This is a genomic window from Methylophaga frappieri (genome assembly GCF_000260965.1).
Lineage (GTDB): Bacteria > Pseudomonadota > Gammaproteobacteria > Nitrosococcales > Methylophagaceae > Methylophaga > Methylophaga frappieri.
Genome location: NC_017856.1, coordinates 385,429 through 403,027 on the forward strand (window position 1 = coordinate 385,429; position 17,599 = coordinate 403,027).

Here is a 17,599-nt window from a genome sequence, read left to right on the forward strand (position 1 = left end):
CGGGTAATGCGATCCCGTTTCGGGTAGAGTTGAAAATAATTCTCATTCAATATTCGCACACTTGCAAATTTCATCTCGAAAAAATGCTTTCTATGTCTCTCTACAATTCGGGAAACCGCAGCTAATTAAAAGTAGGCCTTTGATTTAAAAAGACTTACATCCCATCTTAACTAAACTTCAGGGCGTTAAATTATGGCATATACAGACTTTACAAACTGGCCCATGGATGACCGTCAAAAATATCTGCAAGCAGGCTACTGGTGCCCCGTCACATTAGGACAACAGCTAGCCAACTGGGCACAAAGATATGGCGATAAGACTGCATTGGTTGACGAAAAAGGCACACTTAGCTATCACGAGTTGACTATCCAGGCAGATCAGACTGCAGCCGGTTTTTATAATCTGGGAATCCGCCGGGACGATCGGGTTTTAGTACAACTTCCCAATTGCAACGAGTTTGTTGTGACTTGTTTTGCTTTATTTCGCCTTGGCGCACTACCGATCCTGACAATGCCTGCCCAGCGTGAGAATGATATTTCCGCACTCACCGAACTGGCTGAACCCGTTGCCTATATTGTGGCTGATAATTTCCTCGGGTTTGACTACCTTACGCTTGCCGAGAAGATGCAGCAGAAGCATGCCTGTTTAAAGCAGGTGATTGTCGTTGGTCGTAATTCCGGTTCATTTATCCGATTCGATACCCTGCAACATGAACCGGTCACGCTTGCCGAACCTGAATTTAGTGACCCTGCACTACTATTACTTTCCGGTGGCACAACGGGTACCCCCAAACTCATTCCACGCACCCATGCTGACTACATCTACAATGCCACAGCTTCTGCCGAATTATGCGAATTATCGGAAGCAACTGTTTATCTGGCTGCCTTACCGGTAGCACATAATTTTCCGTTGGCCTGTCCCGGTATTCTCGGTACCTTAAACGCCGGTGGCAAAGTGGTCATGGCCAAAACACCAGGCAATGACGAAACGTTTGATTTAATCGAACGCGAGAAAGTCACCATCACTGCCCTCGTACCACCTTTAGTACAACTCTGGATTTCTGCTCGTGAATGGGACAACACGGATATTTCCAGCCTGCGTCTATTACAAGTTGGTGGCTCTCGTTGTGATGCCGATCTGGCAAAACAGGTTAGTCCCGTGCTCGGCTGTCAACTGCAACAAGTCTTTGGCATGGCTGAGGGATTACTTTGCTATACCCGTCTTGATGATCCTGACGACGTCATTATCAATTCGCAAGGCCGACCACTTTGTCCTGATGATGAACTGCGCATTGTTGATCAGAATGGCTTATCAGTCGCACCGGGCGATGTTGGTGAACTCCATACAAAAGGCCCATACACCTTGCGTGGTTATTATCGGGCAGTCGAACACAATGCCTCGACATTTACCAACGATGGCTTTTATCAATCCGGAGACCTCGTTCGCATGACAGAACAAGGGAATCTTATTGTTGAGGGCCGAATCAAGGAACAAATTAATCGTGCGGGAGAAAAAATCGCTGTTGCTGAAGTTGAACATTTACTGAATCAGCATCCTGAAATTGAAAAATCTGTGTTGATTCCAGTGCCGGATAGGCATCTGGGCGAACGAAGCTGTGCGTTTATTATTACCGGTTCATCTCCATTAACCTTACAAGCCGTGCATCAATTTCTGGCTGACAAAGGCTTACCGCGATACAAATTGCCCGATCAATTAGTGCCTGTAACGAGCTGGCCACTCACCGCCGTCGGCAAAATTGATAAAAAGCGACTTCTTGTCCAAGCTGAAGAAGCCGCCGCAACACAACCTGTAACGCTGTCCACAAAAAACTATGCTGAGAACCGAATTAAGGTGAAAAGCGATCCGCTGGATCTGGCCATGAAACTGGCTCGCTGTGGACTATCAGAAGATTATGTCATCTACGAAAAAGACACTGAATGGTCAATTGGTATCGGTAAATATGCCTCTATTACAGGCGATAAAAACCAGGCAACAATGCGCTGTGGTGAGCAAAAAGAAATTTTTCAAAAACCACAACTAACTGCTGCTATCCATCAGGCAATGCAGGTGATTCCGGTTCATGACTGGCGTGCCTATGGTTCAGCCAAGTTTGAGCTCTCTCATTTGTTTTACGGTATTCCCATGCAGCAGGACTCGGGAAACACACCTTTACTGGATGTCTTTATTCCTCGTTACGAAATTCGTTTCAATCAAGGTGAAGCATTATTACGCACTATCGAAACCGCACAGTTGGACAAACTGGTGCTACTGGTTCAGCAACTCGATGAACAACCCACCGCCGACAAGACTCAAGGCAAGCCTGTTTTTGCTGACATCGAAAATCATCAATCGGCAGTCTATCAGGACAATGTCCAAAAAGCCGTTGAGGAAATCAAAGCCAATCAATACCAAAAAGTGATTCTTTCAAGACGAATTCCTCTGCCAAGTGATGTTGATATTATCGAAAGTTTTCGCATTGGCCGGCGAATGAATACACCGGCAAGAGCCTTCTTGGCTAATTACAGCGGTGTGCAACTTGCTGGATTCAGTCCCGAAACTGTGGTTGAAGTCTCTTCTGATGGCTGGGTGAGTACTCAACCGCTTGCCGGAACACGATCACTAGGAGACACTCCTGAGCAAGAACAGCAACTTCGTCAGGAATTGCTCAGCGATACCAAGGAAATCGCGGAGCATGCGGCCTCAGTCAAACTTGCCCAGGAAGAGTTGGAAACAATCTGTACGCCAGAAAGCATCAATGTAAGTGAGTTCATGGGTATTTCGCGACGCGGTAGCGTGCAACACCTGACATCGCGACTGAAAGGCAAGCTGAGTGAAGGCAAACATGCATGGGATGCTTTCGAAGCACTATTCCCTGCGGTAACTGCATCTGGTATTCCCAAAAAAGGGGCGCTCGATGCGATCCAGCGTCTGGAACCCATCCAACGCGATTGGTATAGCGGCTGTGTAATGATTGTTGATGAAAATGGCGCCATGGATGCTGCATTGGTGCTGCGCAGTATTTATCAACAAGGTGATGCCTGCTGGCTACAAGCCGGTGCGGGCATTGTCGACCAATCCAAACCCGAGCGTGAACTTCAGGAAACGGTTGAAAAACTGAGTTGCATATCTCAACACCTGGTGAGCCGGCAACCCTCAATTGAATCTGAGTCCACAACGAAGTCGACGGAGGTTTTGTAATGTCGATGAGCAACACTGCTCAAATGCTGGAGCCGTTGAGCCGGGAAGGTATCATTGCGCAACTTGAAACGCTGCTCAATCAAAAGCTCAATGAACACCACACCACCAACCTGATTGAACTGGGTCTCGATTCGCTGCAAATCATGCGCTTGGTCAATCATTGGCGGCGTGCCGGTGCCAAGGTTACCTTCGCCAAGCTTATTGAAAAACCAACCTTGGAAAACTGGTTACCATTACTAACGGCAGAACCCGCTAATAGTCCAACTTTAGAGTTTGATGACCTGGTAAAGCAGACGGCGGCCAATTACGACAGTGAGCAACCATTCGACTTAACGGATGTGCAATATGCATATTGGATAGGTCGTGGTGATGATCAAGCACTTGGTGGTATCGGCTGTCATGCCTATCTTGAAATTGACTCACTTTACGCCCCTGTTGATCCAGTCCGTTTGCAACATGCTTGGCATCAGTTAATCAGTCAACACAGCATGCTCCGGGCTCGCTTTACTGAAGATGGCAAGCAATTTGTCTCTGATGAAATGCCTCAACCTGCGTTAACAGTTCATGATTATCGTCACTTGTCTTCCAACGAAGCAGAGCAGCATGCTCAAGCTATTCGCTCGCGACTTTCACACCGCCGACTGGAAATTGACTTAGGTCAAGTGATGGGCTTGGAATTGACTCTGTTTCCCGATGCCAAATCACGTATCCACTTTGATATCGATTTGCTGGTTGCTGATGTGCAAAGTCTGCATATTTTACTGCGTGATTTAGCCACCGCTTATGCCTCGGATAACGCCCTTCCAGCCGATTCAGGTTGGCGCTTTGCTCACTATCTGGCCATAGAGAATAGTCGTAATTTAGATAAAATTCAGCAGGACAAACAATACTGGCAAAATCGCTTATCGGATTTACCAACAGGCCCACAACTACCTTTGGCAGTCGATCCTGCCACTATCCAACGTCCAGAATTTTCACGTCGAACCTACTTCCTGAAGCCTGAGCAATGGCAAGCTTTGCGTCAGTTCGCCGCTTCACAACAGGTAACGCCATCGATGGTTTTGGCCACCGCTTATGCCGAAGTCTTATCGCGCTGGAGCGCCGAGCCACAATTCTTATTAAATATGCCGTTATTTGATCGACAGACCGATCATGCCGGTATCGATAATGTCGTTTCCGACTTCACTAATCTACTGCTATTACAATGTGATCACCGACAGCCAGCTACTTTCATCAATCGGGTTAAACAAATCCAGCAGCAATTTCACGCTGATGTAGCGCATGCCAGTTATTCCGCTGTCAGCATTCAACGTGATTTAGTCAAACAAGGACTGACTGAAGGCGTTGCTGCACCGGTGGTATTTGCGTGTAACCTCGGCACACCGCTACTCACCGAGCAATGTCACACCAGTTTGGGTGATCTGCATTACATGATTTCACAAACGCCCCAAGTGTGGCTCGACCATCAACTTTATGAAATGCATGATGGTTTGTTGCTTGCCTGGGATGCAGTCGATGCCTTGTTTCCTGCACAATTAATTGACGACATGTTCAGTGCCTATACGAACCTTCTCGAATGGTTAGCCGCTGATCGTCAGCATTGGCAACAAATACCGCCAGAATTAATGCCTGCTTATCAATTAACCACCCGCGAAGCAGTCAACCAAACCCAAGCCCCCATAATCGACCGGGTGTTGCATCAAGGTGTGTTTGAACACGCCAAACGCTCAGCAGACAAGGTAGCCCTTATCTCAGACAATGCGTCTGTCACTTACGCTGCATTGGCCGATAAAGCCCTGCGTATCGCCCGTCTGTTACACGATAACGGTCTGCAATCCGGTGATCCCGTGGCAGTCACATTGCCAAGAGGCATTGACCAGATTGCCGCTGTATTGGGTATTTTGGCCGCAGGCGGTTGTTATGTGCCTGTCGGTATTCATCAACCCGCTGCTCGGCAGGCCAAAATCCATCACACCGCTGGCATAAAACTAGTGTTAACGGCTTCCGATTATCTTGAGGTGGAGACCCTGGCCTCGGTCACGCGATTGGATGTGGCGCTAGCCCGTTCACTGTCGCCTTTGGCTGAACCGGTTTCGGTCTCGCCGCAGCAGGCGGCGTATATCATCTTTACTTCCGGTTCGACCGGTGAGCCTAAAGGTGTGGAGATGGCCCATGCGGCTACCGCCAATACCATTGACCATTTAAATCAGCGTTATCAGGTGGGACAGCATAGTACAGGCCTTGCCATCTCGGCGCTCGATTTCGATTTGTCGGTCTACGATATCTTTGGCTTGTTACAGGTCGGTGGCGCGCTGGTGTTGGTAGATGAGTCTCAACGGCGGGATGCAAATGCCTGGTTGAGTTTGATTCATCAACATCAGGTCACGCTCTGGAATAGTGTGCCGGTGTTGTTGGATATGTTGTTGGTGGTCGCACAGAACGATAGCCGTCAATTGCCGTTTGAGCAGGTGATGTTGTCGGGCGATTGGATTGGTTTGGATTTACCGCCTCGCCTATTGGCCACGACCCAAACGATGCCGGCATTTATTGCGATGGGCGGTGCCACGGAAGCGGCGATTTGGTCGAATGTGTTTGAGGTGAATACGGCGATGGAAGATGGCCACTTGCCTTCGCAGTGGACGTCAATTCCCTATGGGAAGCCGTTAGCCAATCAGGCTTATCGCGTGGTCGATAGTTTGGGACGTGATTGTCCGGACTGGGTGCCGGGTGAGTTATGGATTGGTGGCCTCGGTTTGGCTAACGGCTATCGCGGTGATGCGACGCTGACGGCAGAGCGGTTTGTTGAGGTGGCGGGCAAGCGTTGGTATCGCACGGGTGACCGGGGCCGTTATTGGCCTGATGGCAATCTGGAGTTTTTAGGTCGGATTGACCATCAGGTGAAAGTACGTGGTCACCGGATTGAGTTAGGTGAAATCGATGCGGCGATGGCGACACTCCCCGAGATTGCCAGAGCGGTGGCGGTAACAGTAGGACAGCCGCCGGCATTAGCGGCCGCGTTTGTGGCAAAAGCCTCTAACTCGCTCGATACGGATGCCATTCGACAGGCGTTACAGCAAATCTTACCGGATTATATGGTACCGCCTACTTTGGTGCAGATGGCGGATTTACCGCTCAGTGCCAATGGCAAGCTCGATAGAAAACAGCTCGCCGCTCTGCTTGTGGAGCAGGTCGCAACCACCGAACACATCATCACGCCACCACAGACCACAGCAGAAAAAGTGGTCGCTGAACTGTGGCAGTCATTACTCGGGATTGCGTCGGTTGGAAGAGAAAGTAATTTCTTTACTTTAGGTGGTGATAGTTTATTGGCCACACAGGTGGTGGCACAGTTAAGACAGCAAGGCTTGAGTGCTTCTCAGCCGTTACGTTTGTTGTTTGCCAAACCGGTGTTGATGGATTTCGCTGCTGAGTTAGCGGAAACCACGCAGGCGAAAACGGTAAAGGTGGTGGCCGAACCGCAGCAGCGTCATGAGCCGTTCCCGTTAACGGAAATCCAGCGCGCTTACTGGATGGGACAATCACCGGGGCTGCCGCTCAGTTGTGGTACGCATTATCTGGTCGAACTCGATGGTGAGCAGGTCGATTTAGAACGCATTGAGCGTGCATGGCAGAAACTCGTTGAGCGTCATGAGATGATGCGTGCTGTCGTCGATGAAAATGGTATGCAACGCATTTTGCAGCAGGTTTCTCCCGTCCGCATCAGCCGTCATCAATTGGATGAGCAAGACAGTGCAGAAACCGCGCAAGCCGTGTTACATGAATTGTGGCATCAACAATCACAGCAACAGCGTCAACAACCTCAGCAGGATGCTGCTGTTCCCTATCAGCTCCATGCGGTTTTTTATGGTAAACATCGCTGCCGACTGGGCATTAATTTCAATTATTTGACGCTGGATGGTTTCAGTATCAAGTTACTGCTAGAACAATTGGCCGATCTGTATCAAAATCCAAGCCGCGATCTGCCTGAACTGGCATTATCATTCCGCGATTACGTTAATCAAGTTCATTATGATGCTGTTGCAATCGACAAAGCGGAGAAATACTGGCGCAATCGACTTCAGGATTTGCCATTAGCCCCGGAATTACCGCTTGCCGTTGATCCGGAAACTCTGTCACATGTCGAATTTAAACGCCGTGAAGCGAAACTTGATGCAACCCGCTGGCAGGCGTTGAAAGAAAAAGCAAGAGCCCACCAAATCACGCCGTCTGTATTACTTTTGGTTGCTTACAGCCAGATCCTTCGCCGCTGGAGTGGCGGTGGCAATCATACGCTCAACCTGACCCTATTTGATCGTCAACCTGTGCATGCAGATATTAATCAGATATTGGGTGATTTTACCTCGTTGGCACCGGTGGCTTTTTGCCATGAAAATGGTAATACCTTGATCGATCAGGCTCGTGCGACACAACAAGAAATCGCCAGTGCACTGGAGCATCGTGAAATCTCTTCTATCTGGATTCAGCGCGAACGCTCACATCAGATGAGTTTGACCTCAGCGGCATTGCCCGTTGTGTTCACCAGTACGTTAGGGCTCGGCAATGGTTTATTCGAAAATCCACCGGCCGGTTTCCCGGAAATGGTCGCCGGCGGTTTGTCGGAAACACCGCAAGTCTGGCTTGATCATCAATTATACGAATATCGTGGTGAGCTCGTTTTATCGTGGGATGCTGTAGAGGACTTATTCCCTGCGGGTTTACTCGATGACATGTTCCAGTCTTACCAACAACTGCTAAATGAGCTTATTACGCAAGACTGGACACAACCCTTTAATTTTTGCTTACCCACAAACCAAGCCGCCACCCGCGAAGCAGTCAACCAAACCCAAGCCCCCATAATCGACCGGGTGTTGCATCAAGGTGTGTTTGAACACGCCAAACGCTCAGCAGACAAGGTAGCCCTTATCTCAGACAATGCGTCTGTCACTTACGCTGCATTGGCCGATAAAGCCCTGCGTATCGCCCGTCTGTTACACGATAACGGTCTGCAATCCGGTGATCCCGTGGCAGTCACATTGCCAAGAGGCATTGACCAGATTGCCGCTGTATTGGGTATTTTGGCCGCAGGCGGTTGTTATGTGCCTGTCGGTATTCATCAACCCGCTGCTCGGCAGGCCAAAATCCATCACACCGCTGGCATAAAACTAGTGTTAACGGCTTCCGATTATCTTGAGGTGGAGACCCTGGCCTCGGTCACGCGATTGGATGTGGCGCTAGCCCGTTCACTGTCGCCTTTGGCTGAACCGGTTTCGGTCTCGCCGCAGCAGGCGGCGTATATCATCTTTACTTCCGGTTCGACCGGTGAGCCTAAAGGTGTGGAGATGGCCCATGCGGCTACCGCCAATACCATTGACCATTTAAATCAGCGTTATCAGGTGGGACAGCATAGTACAGGCCTTGCCATCTCGGCGCTCGATTTCGATTTGTCGGTCTACGATATCTTTGGCTTGTTACAGGTCGGTGGCGCGCTGGTGTTGGTAGATGAGTCTCAACGGCGGGATGCAAATGCCTGGTTGAGTTTGATTCATCAACATCAGGTCACGCTCTGGAATAGTGTGCCGGTGTTGTTGGATATGTTGTTGGTGGTCGCACAGAACGATAGCCGTCAATTGCCGTTTGAGCAGGTGATGTTGTCGGGCGATTGGATTGGTTTGGATTTACCGCCTCGCCTATTGGCCACGACCCAAACGATGCCGGCATTTATTGCGATGGGCGGTGCCACGGAAGCGGCGATTTGGTCGAATGTGTTTGAGGTGAATACGGCGATGGAAGATGGCCACTTGCCTTCGCAGTGGACGTCAATTCCCTATGGGAAGCCGTTAGCCAATCAGGCTTATCGCGTGGTCGATAGTTTGGGACGTGATTGTCCGGACTGGGTGCCGGGTGAGTTATGGATTGGTGGCCTCGGTTTGGCTAACGGCTATCGCGGTGATGCGACGCTGACGGCAGAGCGGTTTGTTGAGGTGGCGGGCAAGCGTTGGTATCGCACGGGTGACCGGGGCCGTTATTGGCCTGATGGCAATCTGGAGTTTTTAGGTCGGATTGACCATCAGGTGAAAGTACGTGGTCACCGGATTGAGTTAGGTGAAATCGATGCGGCGATGGCGACACTCCCCGAGATTGCCAGAGCGGTGGCGGTAACAGTAGGACAGCCGCCGGCATTAGCGGCCGCGTTTGTGGCAAAAGCCTCTAACTCGCTCGATACGGATGCCATTCGACAGGCGTTACAGCAAATCTTACCGGATTATATGGTACCGCCTACTTTGGTGCAGATGGCGGATTTACCGCTCAGTGCCAATGGCAAGCTCGATAGAAAACAGCTCGCCGCTCTGCTTGTGGAGCAGGTCGCAACCACCGAACACATCATCACGCCACCACAGACCACAGCAGAAAAAGTGGTCGCTGAACTGTGGCAGTCATTACTCGGGATTGCGTCGGTTGGAAGAGAAAGTAATTTCTTTACTTTAGGTGGTGATAGTTTATTGGCCACACAGGTGGTGGCACAGTTAAGACAGCAAGGCTTGAGTGCTTCTCAGCCGTTACGTTTGTTGTTTGCCAAACCGGTGTTGATGGATTTCGCTGCTGAGTTAGCGGAAACCACGCAGGCGAAAACGGTAAAGGTGGTGGCCGAACCGCAGCAGCGTCATGAGCCGTTCCCGTTAACGGAAATCCAGCGCGCTTACTGGATGGGACAATCACCGGGGCTGCCGCTCAGTTGTGGTACGCATTATCTGGTCGAACTCGATGGTGAGCAGGTCGATTTAGAACGCATTGAGCGTGCATGGCAGAAACTCGTTCAGCGCCATGAGATGCTGAGGGTCAGGATTAACAACCAAGGTCAGCAGCAAATTCTGTCTGTCGAGCAAACACCAGCTCTGCAGCTTGTTCAAGGTAAGGCTGCTGATCTCAATTCAGCGAGAGCACGTATTCACTCCTGGTGGCAACATTATTCAGAGCATGACCGTGAGACGTTATTTGCCTTAAATGCTGTGAGCTACCTGGATCAGGCTGGACAACAACGTTATCGACTCGGTTTATTGTTCAGCTACATGACCTTGGACGGCTTTAGTATCAAGCTGTTGTTAAACGAACTTGCGACGCTATACAGTCAGCCAGAATCGTCATGGCCGACATTGACATTGTCTTTCCGTGATTATGTCAATCAAGTACAACCCGATCCTCAAGCATTAGAGCGTGCCGAGCAATACTGGCATCAACGGTTGCCAGAACTGCCTTCGGCTGCTGCCCTGCCCTTGGCGAAAGATCCGCTTAATGTGGGGTCGGTACAGTTTTCTCGTCGGGAAGCTCGATTGGAGAAATCACGTTGGGCAGCCTTGCGCCAGTCAGCACAAACTCATGGTATTACACCATCAGTTGCTATTCTGGTTGCTTATGCGGAAATTTTGAGTCAGTGGAGTGGTGGCCATGCCCATACTTTGAATTTGACCTTATTTGATCGGCAGCCAGTTCATCAGGATATCGATAAAATCGTCGGTGATTTCACTTCACTGGCACCGGTTTCCTACTATCCAGATCAACAACAAACCTTATTAATGCAAGCCCAGCAAGTACAAAAAACGCTGGCTGAAGTATTGGAGCATCGCGAAGTCTCTTCTGTTTGGGTGCAACGTGAACGCGCCAGAACAATGGGGTTGACGGCAGCAGCGCTGCCTATTGTCTTTACCAGCACGCTAGGCATGTCTGATAGTTTATTTGATGAACTACCGGCAGACGGTTTTCCTGATTTGGCCGGTGGCGGTTTATCCGAAACACCGCAAGTCTGGCTTGATCATCAGATGTATGAGCATCGTGGCGAACTGCTGATTTCCTGGGATGCAGTTGATGAACTGTTTCCGTCAGGATTGGTGGATGACATGTTCACTGCCTTTATTGATCTGCTACAGCGCTTGGCAGATAACTGGCACGAGCCTTTGCCGGTGGCGTTACCTGCAAACCAAGCTGCCACCCGCGAAGCAGTCAACCAAACCCAAGCCCCCATAATCGACCGGGTGTTGCATCAAGGTGTGTTTGAACACGCCAAACGCTCAGCAGACAAGGTAGCCCTTATCTCAGACAATGCGTCTGTCACTTACGCTGCATTGGCCGATAAAGCCCTGCGTATCGCCCGTCTGTTACACGATAACGGTCTGCAATCCGGTGATCCCGTGGCAGTCACATTGCCAAGAGGCATTGACCAGATTGCCGCTGTATTGGGTATTTTGGCCGCAGGCGGTTGTTATGTGCCTGTCGGTATTCATCAACCCGCTGCTCGGCAGGCCAAAATCCATCACACCGCTGGCATAAAACTAGTGTTAACGGCTTCCGATTATCTTGAGGTGGAGACCCTGGCCTCGGTCACGCGATTGGATGTGGCGCTAGCCCGTTCACTGTCGCCTTTGGCTGAACCGGTTTCGGTCTCGCCGCAGCAGGCGGCGTATATCATCTTTACTTCCGGTTCGACCGGTGAGCCTAAAGGTGTGGAGATGGCCCATGCGGCTACCGCCAATACCATTGACCATTTAAATCAGCGTTATCAGGTGGGACAGCATAGTACAGGCCTTGCCATCTCGGCGCTCGATTTCGATTTGTCGGTCTACGATATCTTTGGCTTGTTACAGGTCGGTGGCGCGCTGGTGTTGGTAGATGAGTCTCAACGGCGGGATGCAAATGCCTGGTTGAGTTTGATTCATCAACATCAGGTCACGCTCTGGAATAGTGTGCCGGTGTTGTTGGATATGTTGTTGGTGGTCGCACAGAACGATAGCCGTCAATTGCCGTTTGAGCAGGTGATGTTGTCGGGCGATTGGATTGGTTTGGATTTACCGCCTCGCCTATTGGCCACGACCCAAACGATGCCGGCATTTATTGCGATGGGCGGTGCCACGGAAGCGGCGATTTGGTCGAATGTGTTTGAGGTGAATACGGCGATGGAAGATGGCCACTTGCCTTCGCAGTGGACGTCAATTCCCTATGGGAAGCCGTTAGCCAATCAGGCTTATCGCGTGGTCGATAGTTTGGGACGTGATTGTCCGGACTGGGTGCCGGGTGAGTTATGGATTGGTGGCCTCGGTTTGGCTAACGGCTATCGCGGTGATGCGACGCTGACGGCAGAGCGGTTTGTTGAGGTGGCGGGCAAGCGTTGGTATCGCACGGGTGACCGGGGCCGTTATTGGCCTGATGGCAATCTGGAGTTTTTAGGTCGGATTGACCATCAGGTGAAAGTACGTGGTCACCGGATTGAGTTAGGTGAAATCGATGCGGCGATGGCGACACTCCCCGAGATTGCCAGAGCGGTGGCGGTAACAGTAGGACAGCCGCCGGCATTAGCGGCCGCGTTTGTGGCAAAAGCCTCTAACTCGCTCGATACGGATGCCATTCGACAGGCGTTACAGCAAATCTTACCGGATTATATGGTACCGCCTACTTTGGTGCAGATGGCGGATTTACCGCTCAGTGCCAATGGCAAGCTCGATAGAAAACAGCTCGCCGCTCTGCTTGTGGAGCAGGTGATTGAGCAACAAACATACGAAGCACCTAAAGACCAGCTCGAACAACAAATCGCCGATGTCTGGTGTGAGGTCTTGCAATGTTGGCAGATTTCTCGTCATGACGATTTTTTCCAAATCGGTGGCGACAGTCTCACAGCAACTCAACTTGTACAGCAATTACAAACACGTCGAGTCAGCCCAGAAGCAATTTCATTACTTACCCTGTTCGGTTCGCCAACCATAGCCGGACTCGCAGATGAAATACGCCACCAATGGCAAGCCATTGGCATTCAAACGAATAATGATGAATTAATTTTTGAAGAAGGAACGTTATGAGTATCGCTACTATCGTCTCGGATTTTGAAGCGCTTGGCGTTTATCTCTGGGCTGAACACGATCAGCTGAAGTTTAAGGCCCCGGCTGGTGTGTTAAGTGATGCGCATAAAGAAAAGCTAAAACACCATAAAGATGAACTTATCGCCTTTCTAGCCGATCCTGTCATCGACGGTATTCAGCCAGATTTAGAAAATCGTTACAGCCCTTTTCCTTTGACAGATTTACAACTGGCGTATCTGGTTGGCCGGACCAATGCCATCGAATATGGTGGTGTTGGCTGTCATAGTTATATTGAACTGGATATGGTTGCTGTCGATTTAGAAAAGCTGCAAACAGCATGGCACAAACTCATTTCTCGCCACGAGATGTTGCGGGCACGTATAACTCAAAATGGTTACCAACAGATTTTACGTGATGTTTCCTCTCCCCCAGTAATACACCATGATTTTCGGCAACAACCTGCTGAAACGATCGAAAACAAGATGTTGGCATTAAGGGAACGCCTGGCCCACCGATGCTATCAACCTGATCAATGGCCGCAGTATGAAATGCATTTAAGTAGCTATGATGAGGGCGCTGTTCTGCATTTTTCTATTGATTTGCTCATTGCAGATTTTGCCAGTATTCAAATTCTGCTCGCAGAACTTGGTGAACTCTACAACCATCCCCAGCGCGACTTGCCGAAATTAAGTATTTCTTATCGCGATGTTGTCTTGGCCAGAAAAGCCATTCAGGACAATCCGAAAGCGCTCACGCGTTATGAAAAACATAAAGCCTATTGGCTAAAGCGCCTTGAAACCATGCCAATGCCACCAGAACTGCCTATGGCTCGGCAATCACGCCGAACAAGTGAAATTCAGCAAGCAACTGTTACATTTAATCGATTACATTTCGAACTACCAGCCGATCAATGGCAATCACTAAGTCAGCAAGCTACGACAAAAAAAATTACCCCGTCCAGTGTTGTCTTGACAGCGTTTACAGAAACCCTGTCCCGCTGGTCTCGACACCAGGAGTTTTGCCTTAATCTGACCATGCTGAATCGCTCCACGGCACACCCTGATATTCGTGGCCTGGTAGGTGACTTTATTGAAGTAAATGTCCTCGGCGTAACCCCCAACCCTGAGCATAGCTTTGCAGAACGCGCTGTGTCCATCCAGCAACGCCTGTGGCAGGATTTGGAGCACACTGACTTTTCAGGTATCGAAGTGCTACGCGAAATGAGCCGGCAACAAGGCAGTAATGTCATTGTGCCAATTGTTTACACCAGTACAGTGGGTCTAAGCGGCGATCAATTAGATGCCAACGAATTTATGCATAATGCCAAACTCCGTTATGGCATTACCCAGACCCCTCAGGTATGGCTAGACTGCCAAGTTACCGAACGTAACGAGCAGTTATTAGTCGACTGGGATATCCGTAGTGATATTTTCAAAAGCGGAGTCATTGAGCAGGCTCATGGTGTTTTTTGCAAACTTCTGCAAGACCTGGCTAGTGATGCTGCTATCTGGCAATCAACACAGCCAATTTCATTGCCAGAAGCCATGCAACACATTCGTGAAGAGACCAATAATACTGACGGCCGATTACCTGCAGAATTTCTCCATACGGGTTTTTGTCGCCAGGCTTTAACCCGTCCTGATGCCGTTGCTGTTATCAGTGGTGATCGTCAAATTACCTATCATGATCTGGCCCGACAGGCTCTGACACTGCGGAGTTTCATGACCGACCATGTCAATACCGGCGATCGGGTAGCCATTGTCATGGATAAAGGCGAAGACCAAATTGCTGCTGTATTGGCAGTACTGCTTGCGAATGCCACTTATGTACCGATTGAGGGTGCGCAGCCTGTTGCGCGACGCAACACGATTCTTTCAGATGCCAATATTCAGGTTGTGCTCACCGATAACAGTCGCCTTGATTCTAATTGGCCAGCAAATACCACGGTTATTATTGTAGATAAGATTGACGCCTTGCCTGATAGCGAAACAACACGACAGATTTTGAATAATACCCTTGTAGATCATCAAGATACATTTCGTAAAAACACAAACCGTATTGGTTACATTATTTACACCTCAGGTACAACGGGACGCCCCAAAGGGGTGATGATGTCACACCGAGCGGCTCTGAATACCGTCGCAGACATCAATGATCGGTTTAATATCAGCGAGATAGACAATGTATTAGGCTTGGTCAGTTTTGCTTTTGACCTGTCAATCTGGGATATATTTGGCACCCTTGGTGCTGGCGCAACGCTCGTTCTGCCTGACGCGGATAAGCGTGCTGATCCTGCGCACTGGGCTCAGGTCATGTCATCTCATGCCGTGACGGTATGGAACTCTGTCCCGGCACAATTGCAAATGCTAACAACGCAATTGGAATGGCAATCTGACGCTAATCTGAATCCATTACGACTGGCTATGTTGTCAGGAGACTGGATTCCTATATCTTTGCCGGATGCAGCGCGCAAGCACTTACCGCAACTGCAGGTTGTCAGTCTGGGCGGCCCAACTGAAACCGCGATTTGGTGTGTTAGCCATCTGATTGGTGAAGTACCCGACAATGCCTACAGTATCCCCTATGGTAAACCCCTGACAAATCACCAGATTCATATTCTTAACACACGACTGGAGCCTTGCCCTGATTGGGTTACCGGTGAAATGTATATTGGTGGTGCAGGTTTGGCGGCAGGTTACGCTGGTGACTCAGAGCAAACCAAGGCGCGCTTTATCTATCATCCAGACACGGGCCAATGTTTATACCGATCAGGTGACCTCGGGCGTTATCGCCCAGATGGCATCATAGAAATTCAAGGACGTGACGATGGCCAAGTCAAAATTCATGGTCAACGTATTGAGCTTGGCGAAGTAGAAGCGGTCATTTGCAGCCATGAGGGTGTTCGTAGTGCTGCGGTCGTCTGTATCGGCTCCCCGGCACTGTTAGCGGCAGCAGTTGTACCCGATGAAACATCACCACTGCAGAATTCAAGTCTGGTAAACGAATTAAATCACTTTTTAACCGAGCGCCTGCCCGGTTATATGATTCCAGCTAATTTAATGATAATGCCGTCATTACCGTTGAGTAGCAATGGCAAGCTGGATCGAAAAACATTGCAAAAAACCTTATCAGAAAATAAGAACCATCAGGCAGATTTTGAAGCGCCTCTTGAGACACCGTTAGAGCAAAATGTCGCTCGAATTTGGCGTGAGTTACTAAACATCGAAACGCTGTCACGTCATGATGATTTTTTCAGTATCGGTGGTTCCAGCCTGACGGCTATCAATCTGCTGAGCGCTTTCCTCGCCGAAGGTTATCCAGCAGATATTGATCTGATCTTTAATAATCCAACGTTCAGTGCCATGGTGTTTGCGCTGGAACAATCCAATGCCGCAAAAACTGAATGGTTAGATAGTATTGACCTGTCCAAAATGGCGAGTCATGCAATGGCTGGTCTGAAAGATGCTCAGCCTTACGAGGCAACATCATCCATTAAAACTATCTTATTAACCGGTGCGAGTGGCTATCTTGGCAGTTATTTACTGAACCGCTTATTACGCGATACCGATTATCACCTTTATTGTTTACTACGTTGTGATGACCCGGAACATGGCATTGAACGTCTAATTCATTCTGCAGCAGAAAAAGGCTTGAATATTGAACTCAATACCTCACGCCTTACTATTCTGCCTGGCGAGCTATCAGAACCAAAATTCGGCCTGAGTGATACAGCGTATCAGCATCTTGCTGAAAACGTTGATGTAGTAATCCATAATGCCTCGATTATTAACTTGATGGATCCCCTTTCCGGACTATATCCAACCAATGTTGAGGGGGTCAGCCATATTTTATCGCTGGCAAGTACAACGAAAATCAAGCCGATTCACTACATTTCCACCATTGGTGTTCATCATGCCTTACCAGAAGATACTGCACAGCCGGTATTAGAGCACACACCGGTCATGCACTGGCGACCCGTTACGCTGACTTATGAGCAGTCAAAAATCATGGCGGAAACCTTGTTTGGCTATGCACGTGAACACGGCATGCCCGTTAACATCCTGCGTCCGGGTACGATTACCTGGGATACCGGCGAAAAACCGTTTATTAATGATGATGCCTTCTTGAAGTTTTATCGGGCGTGTCTTGCCATCAAGTCCTATCCCGCTTCATCACTTGCCGTCAACATTGTTCCTGTAGATTATGTGGCGGATTGTATTGTTGCCATTACACTGAGTAAAACCGGCAAAAGCGAGAATTTTCACCTGGTTTCTGAACAAAGCACACCTGTTGAAACGGTATATCAATGGTGTAATGAGCTTGGCTGTTCGATCATGGCTAACAGTTTCAAGGACTGGAAAAACGCGTTGGATGATAACTTTATTCTGGGTTTCGTCAATCTGTATTTCGGCGATGACATGGATAATGGCGGGCATCATCAATACAGCACAGAAAACTTGCAGCAAGTTACTGCCAGCCATGGTATTGAGAGCTTTAGCGTTACCAAGGGTTACCTGAAATCATTAACAGATCAATTTCACAATGCTGATGCGTGATGT

Annotated in this window: 3 protein-coding genes; all 3 read left to right on the forward strand. The window is 49.3% G+C overall.

What is annotated here, in order from left to right:
• Window positions 1-192 precede the first annotated feature (192 nt).
• From Q7C_RS13965 to Q7C_RS01860, 3 genes are read left to right on the forward strand one after another with little or no spacing between them, the layout of a single operon-like run.
• Window positions 193-3,198, forward strand: coding sequence for a salicylate synthase (locus Q7C_RS13965; RefSeq protein WP_014703009.1), 3,006 nt, complete (start codon window positions 193-195; stop codon window positions 3,196-3,198).
• Window positions 3,198-13,040: a non-ribosomal peptide synthetase gene (locus Q7C_RS01855; protein WP_014703010.1), complete on the forward strand. Its 9,843-nt coding sequence runs from the start codon at window positions 3,198-3,200 to the stop codon at window positions 13,038-13,040. The genes Q7C_RS13965 and Q7C_RS01855 overlap by 1 nt, the downstream gene beginning before the upstream one ends.
• Window positions 13,037-17,596, forward strand: a complete 4,560-nt coding sequence (locus tag Q7C_RS01860; RefSeq protein ID WP_014703011.1) for a non-ribosomal peptide synthetase — start codon at window positions 13,037-13,039, stop codon at window positions 17,594-17,596. The genes Q7C_RS01855 and Q7C_RS01860 overlap by 4 nt, the downstream gene beginning before the upstream one ends.
• The last annotated feature ends 3 nt before the right edge of the window (window positions 17,597-17,599 follow it).

What these genes read in the sequence shown, in the direction of transcription:
- Q7C_RS13965 (WP_014703009.1), top strand. Translation starts at nt 193, where the DNA reads ATGGCATATACAGACTTTACAAACTGGCCCATGGATGACCGTCAAAAA.
- Q7C_RS01855 (WP_014703010.1), top strand. Translation starts at nt 3,198, where the DNA reads ATGTCGATGAGCAACACTGCTCAAATGCTGGAGCCGTTGAGCCGGGAA.
- Q7C_RS01860 (WP_014703011.1), top strand. Translation starts at nt 13,037, where the DNA reads ATGAGTATCGCTACTATCGTCTCGGATTTTGAAGCGCTTGGCGTTTAT.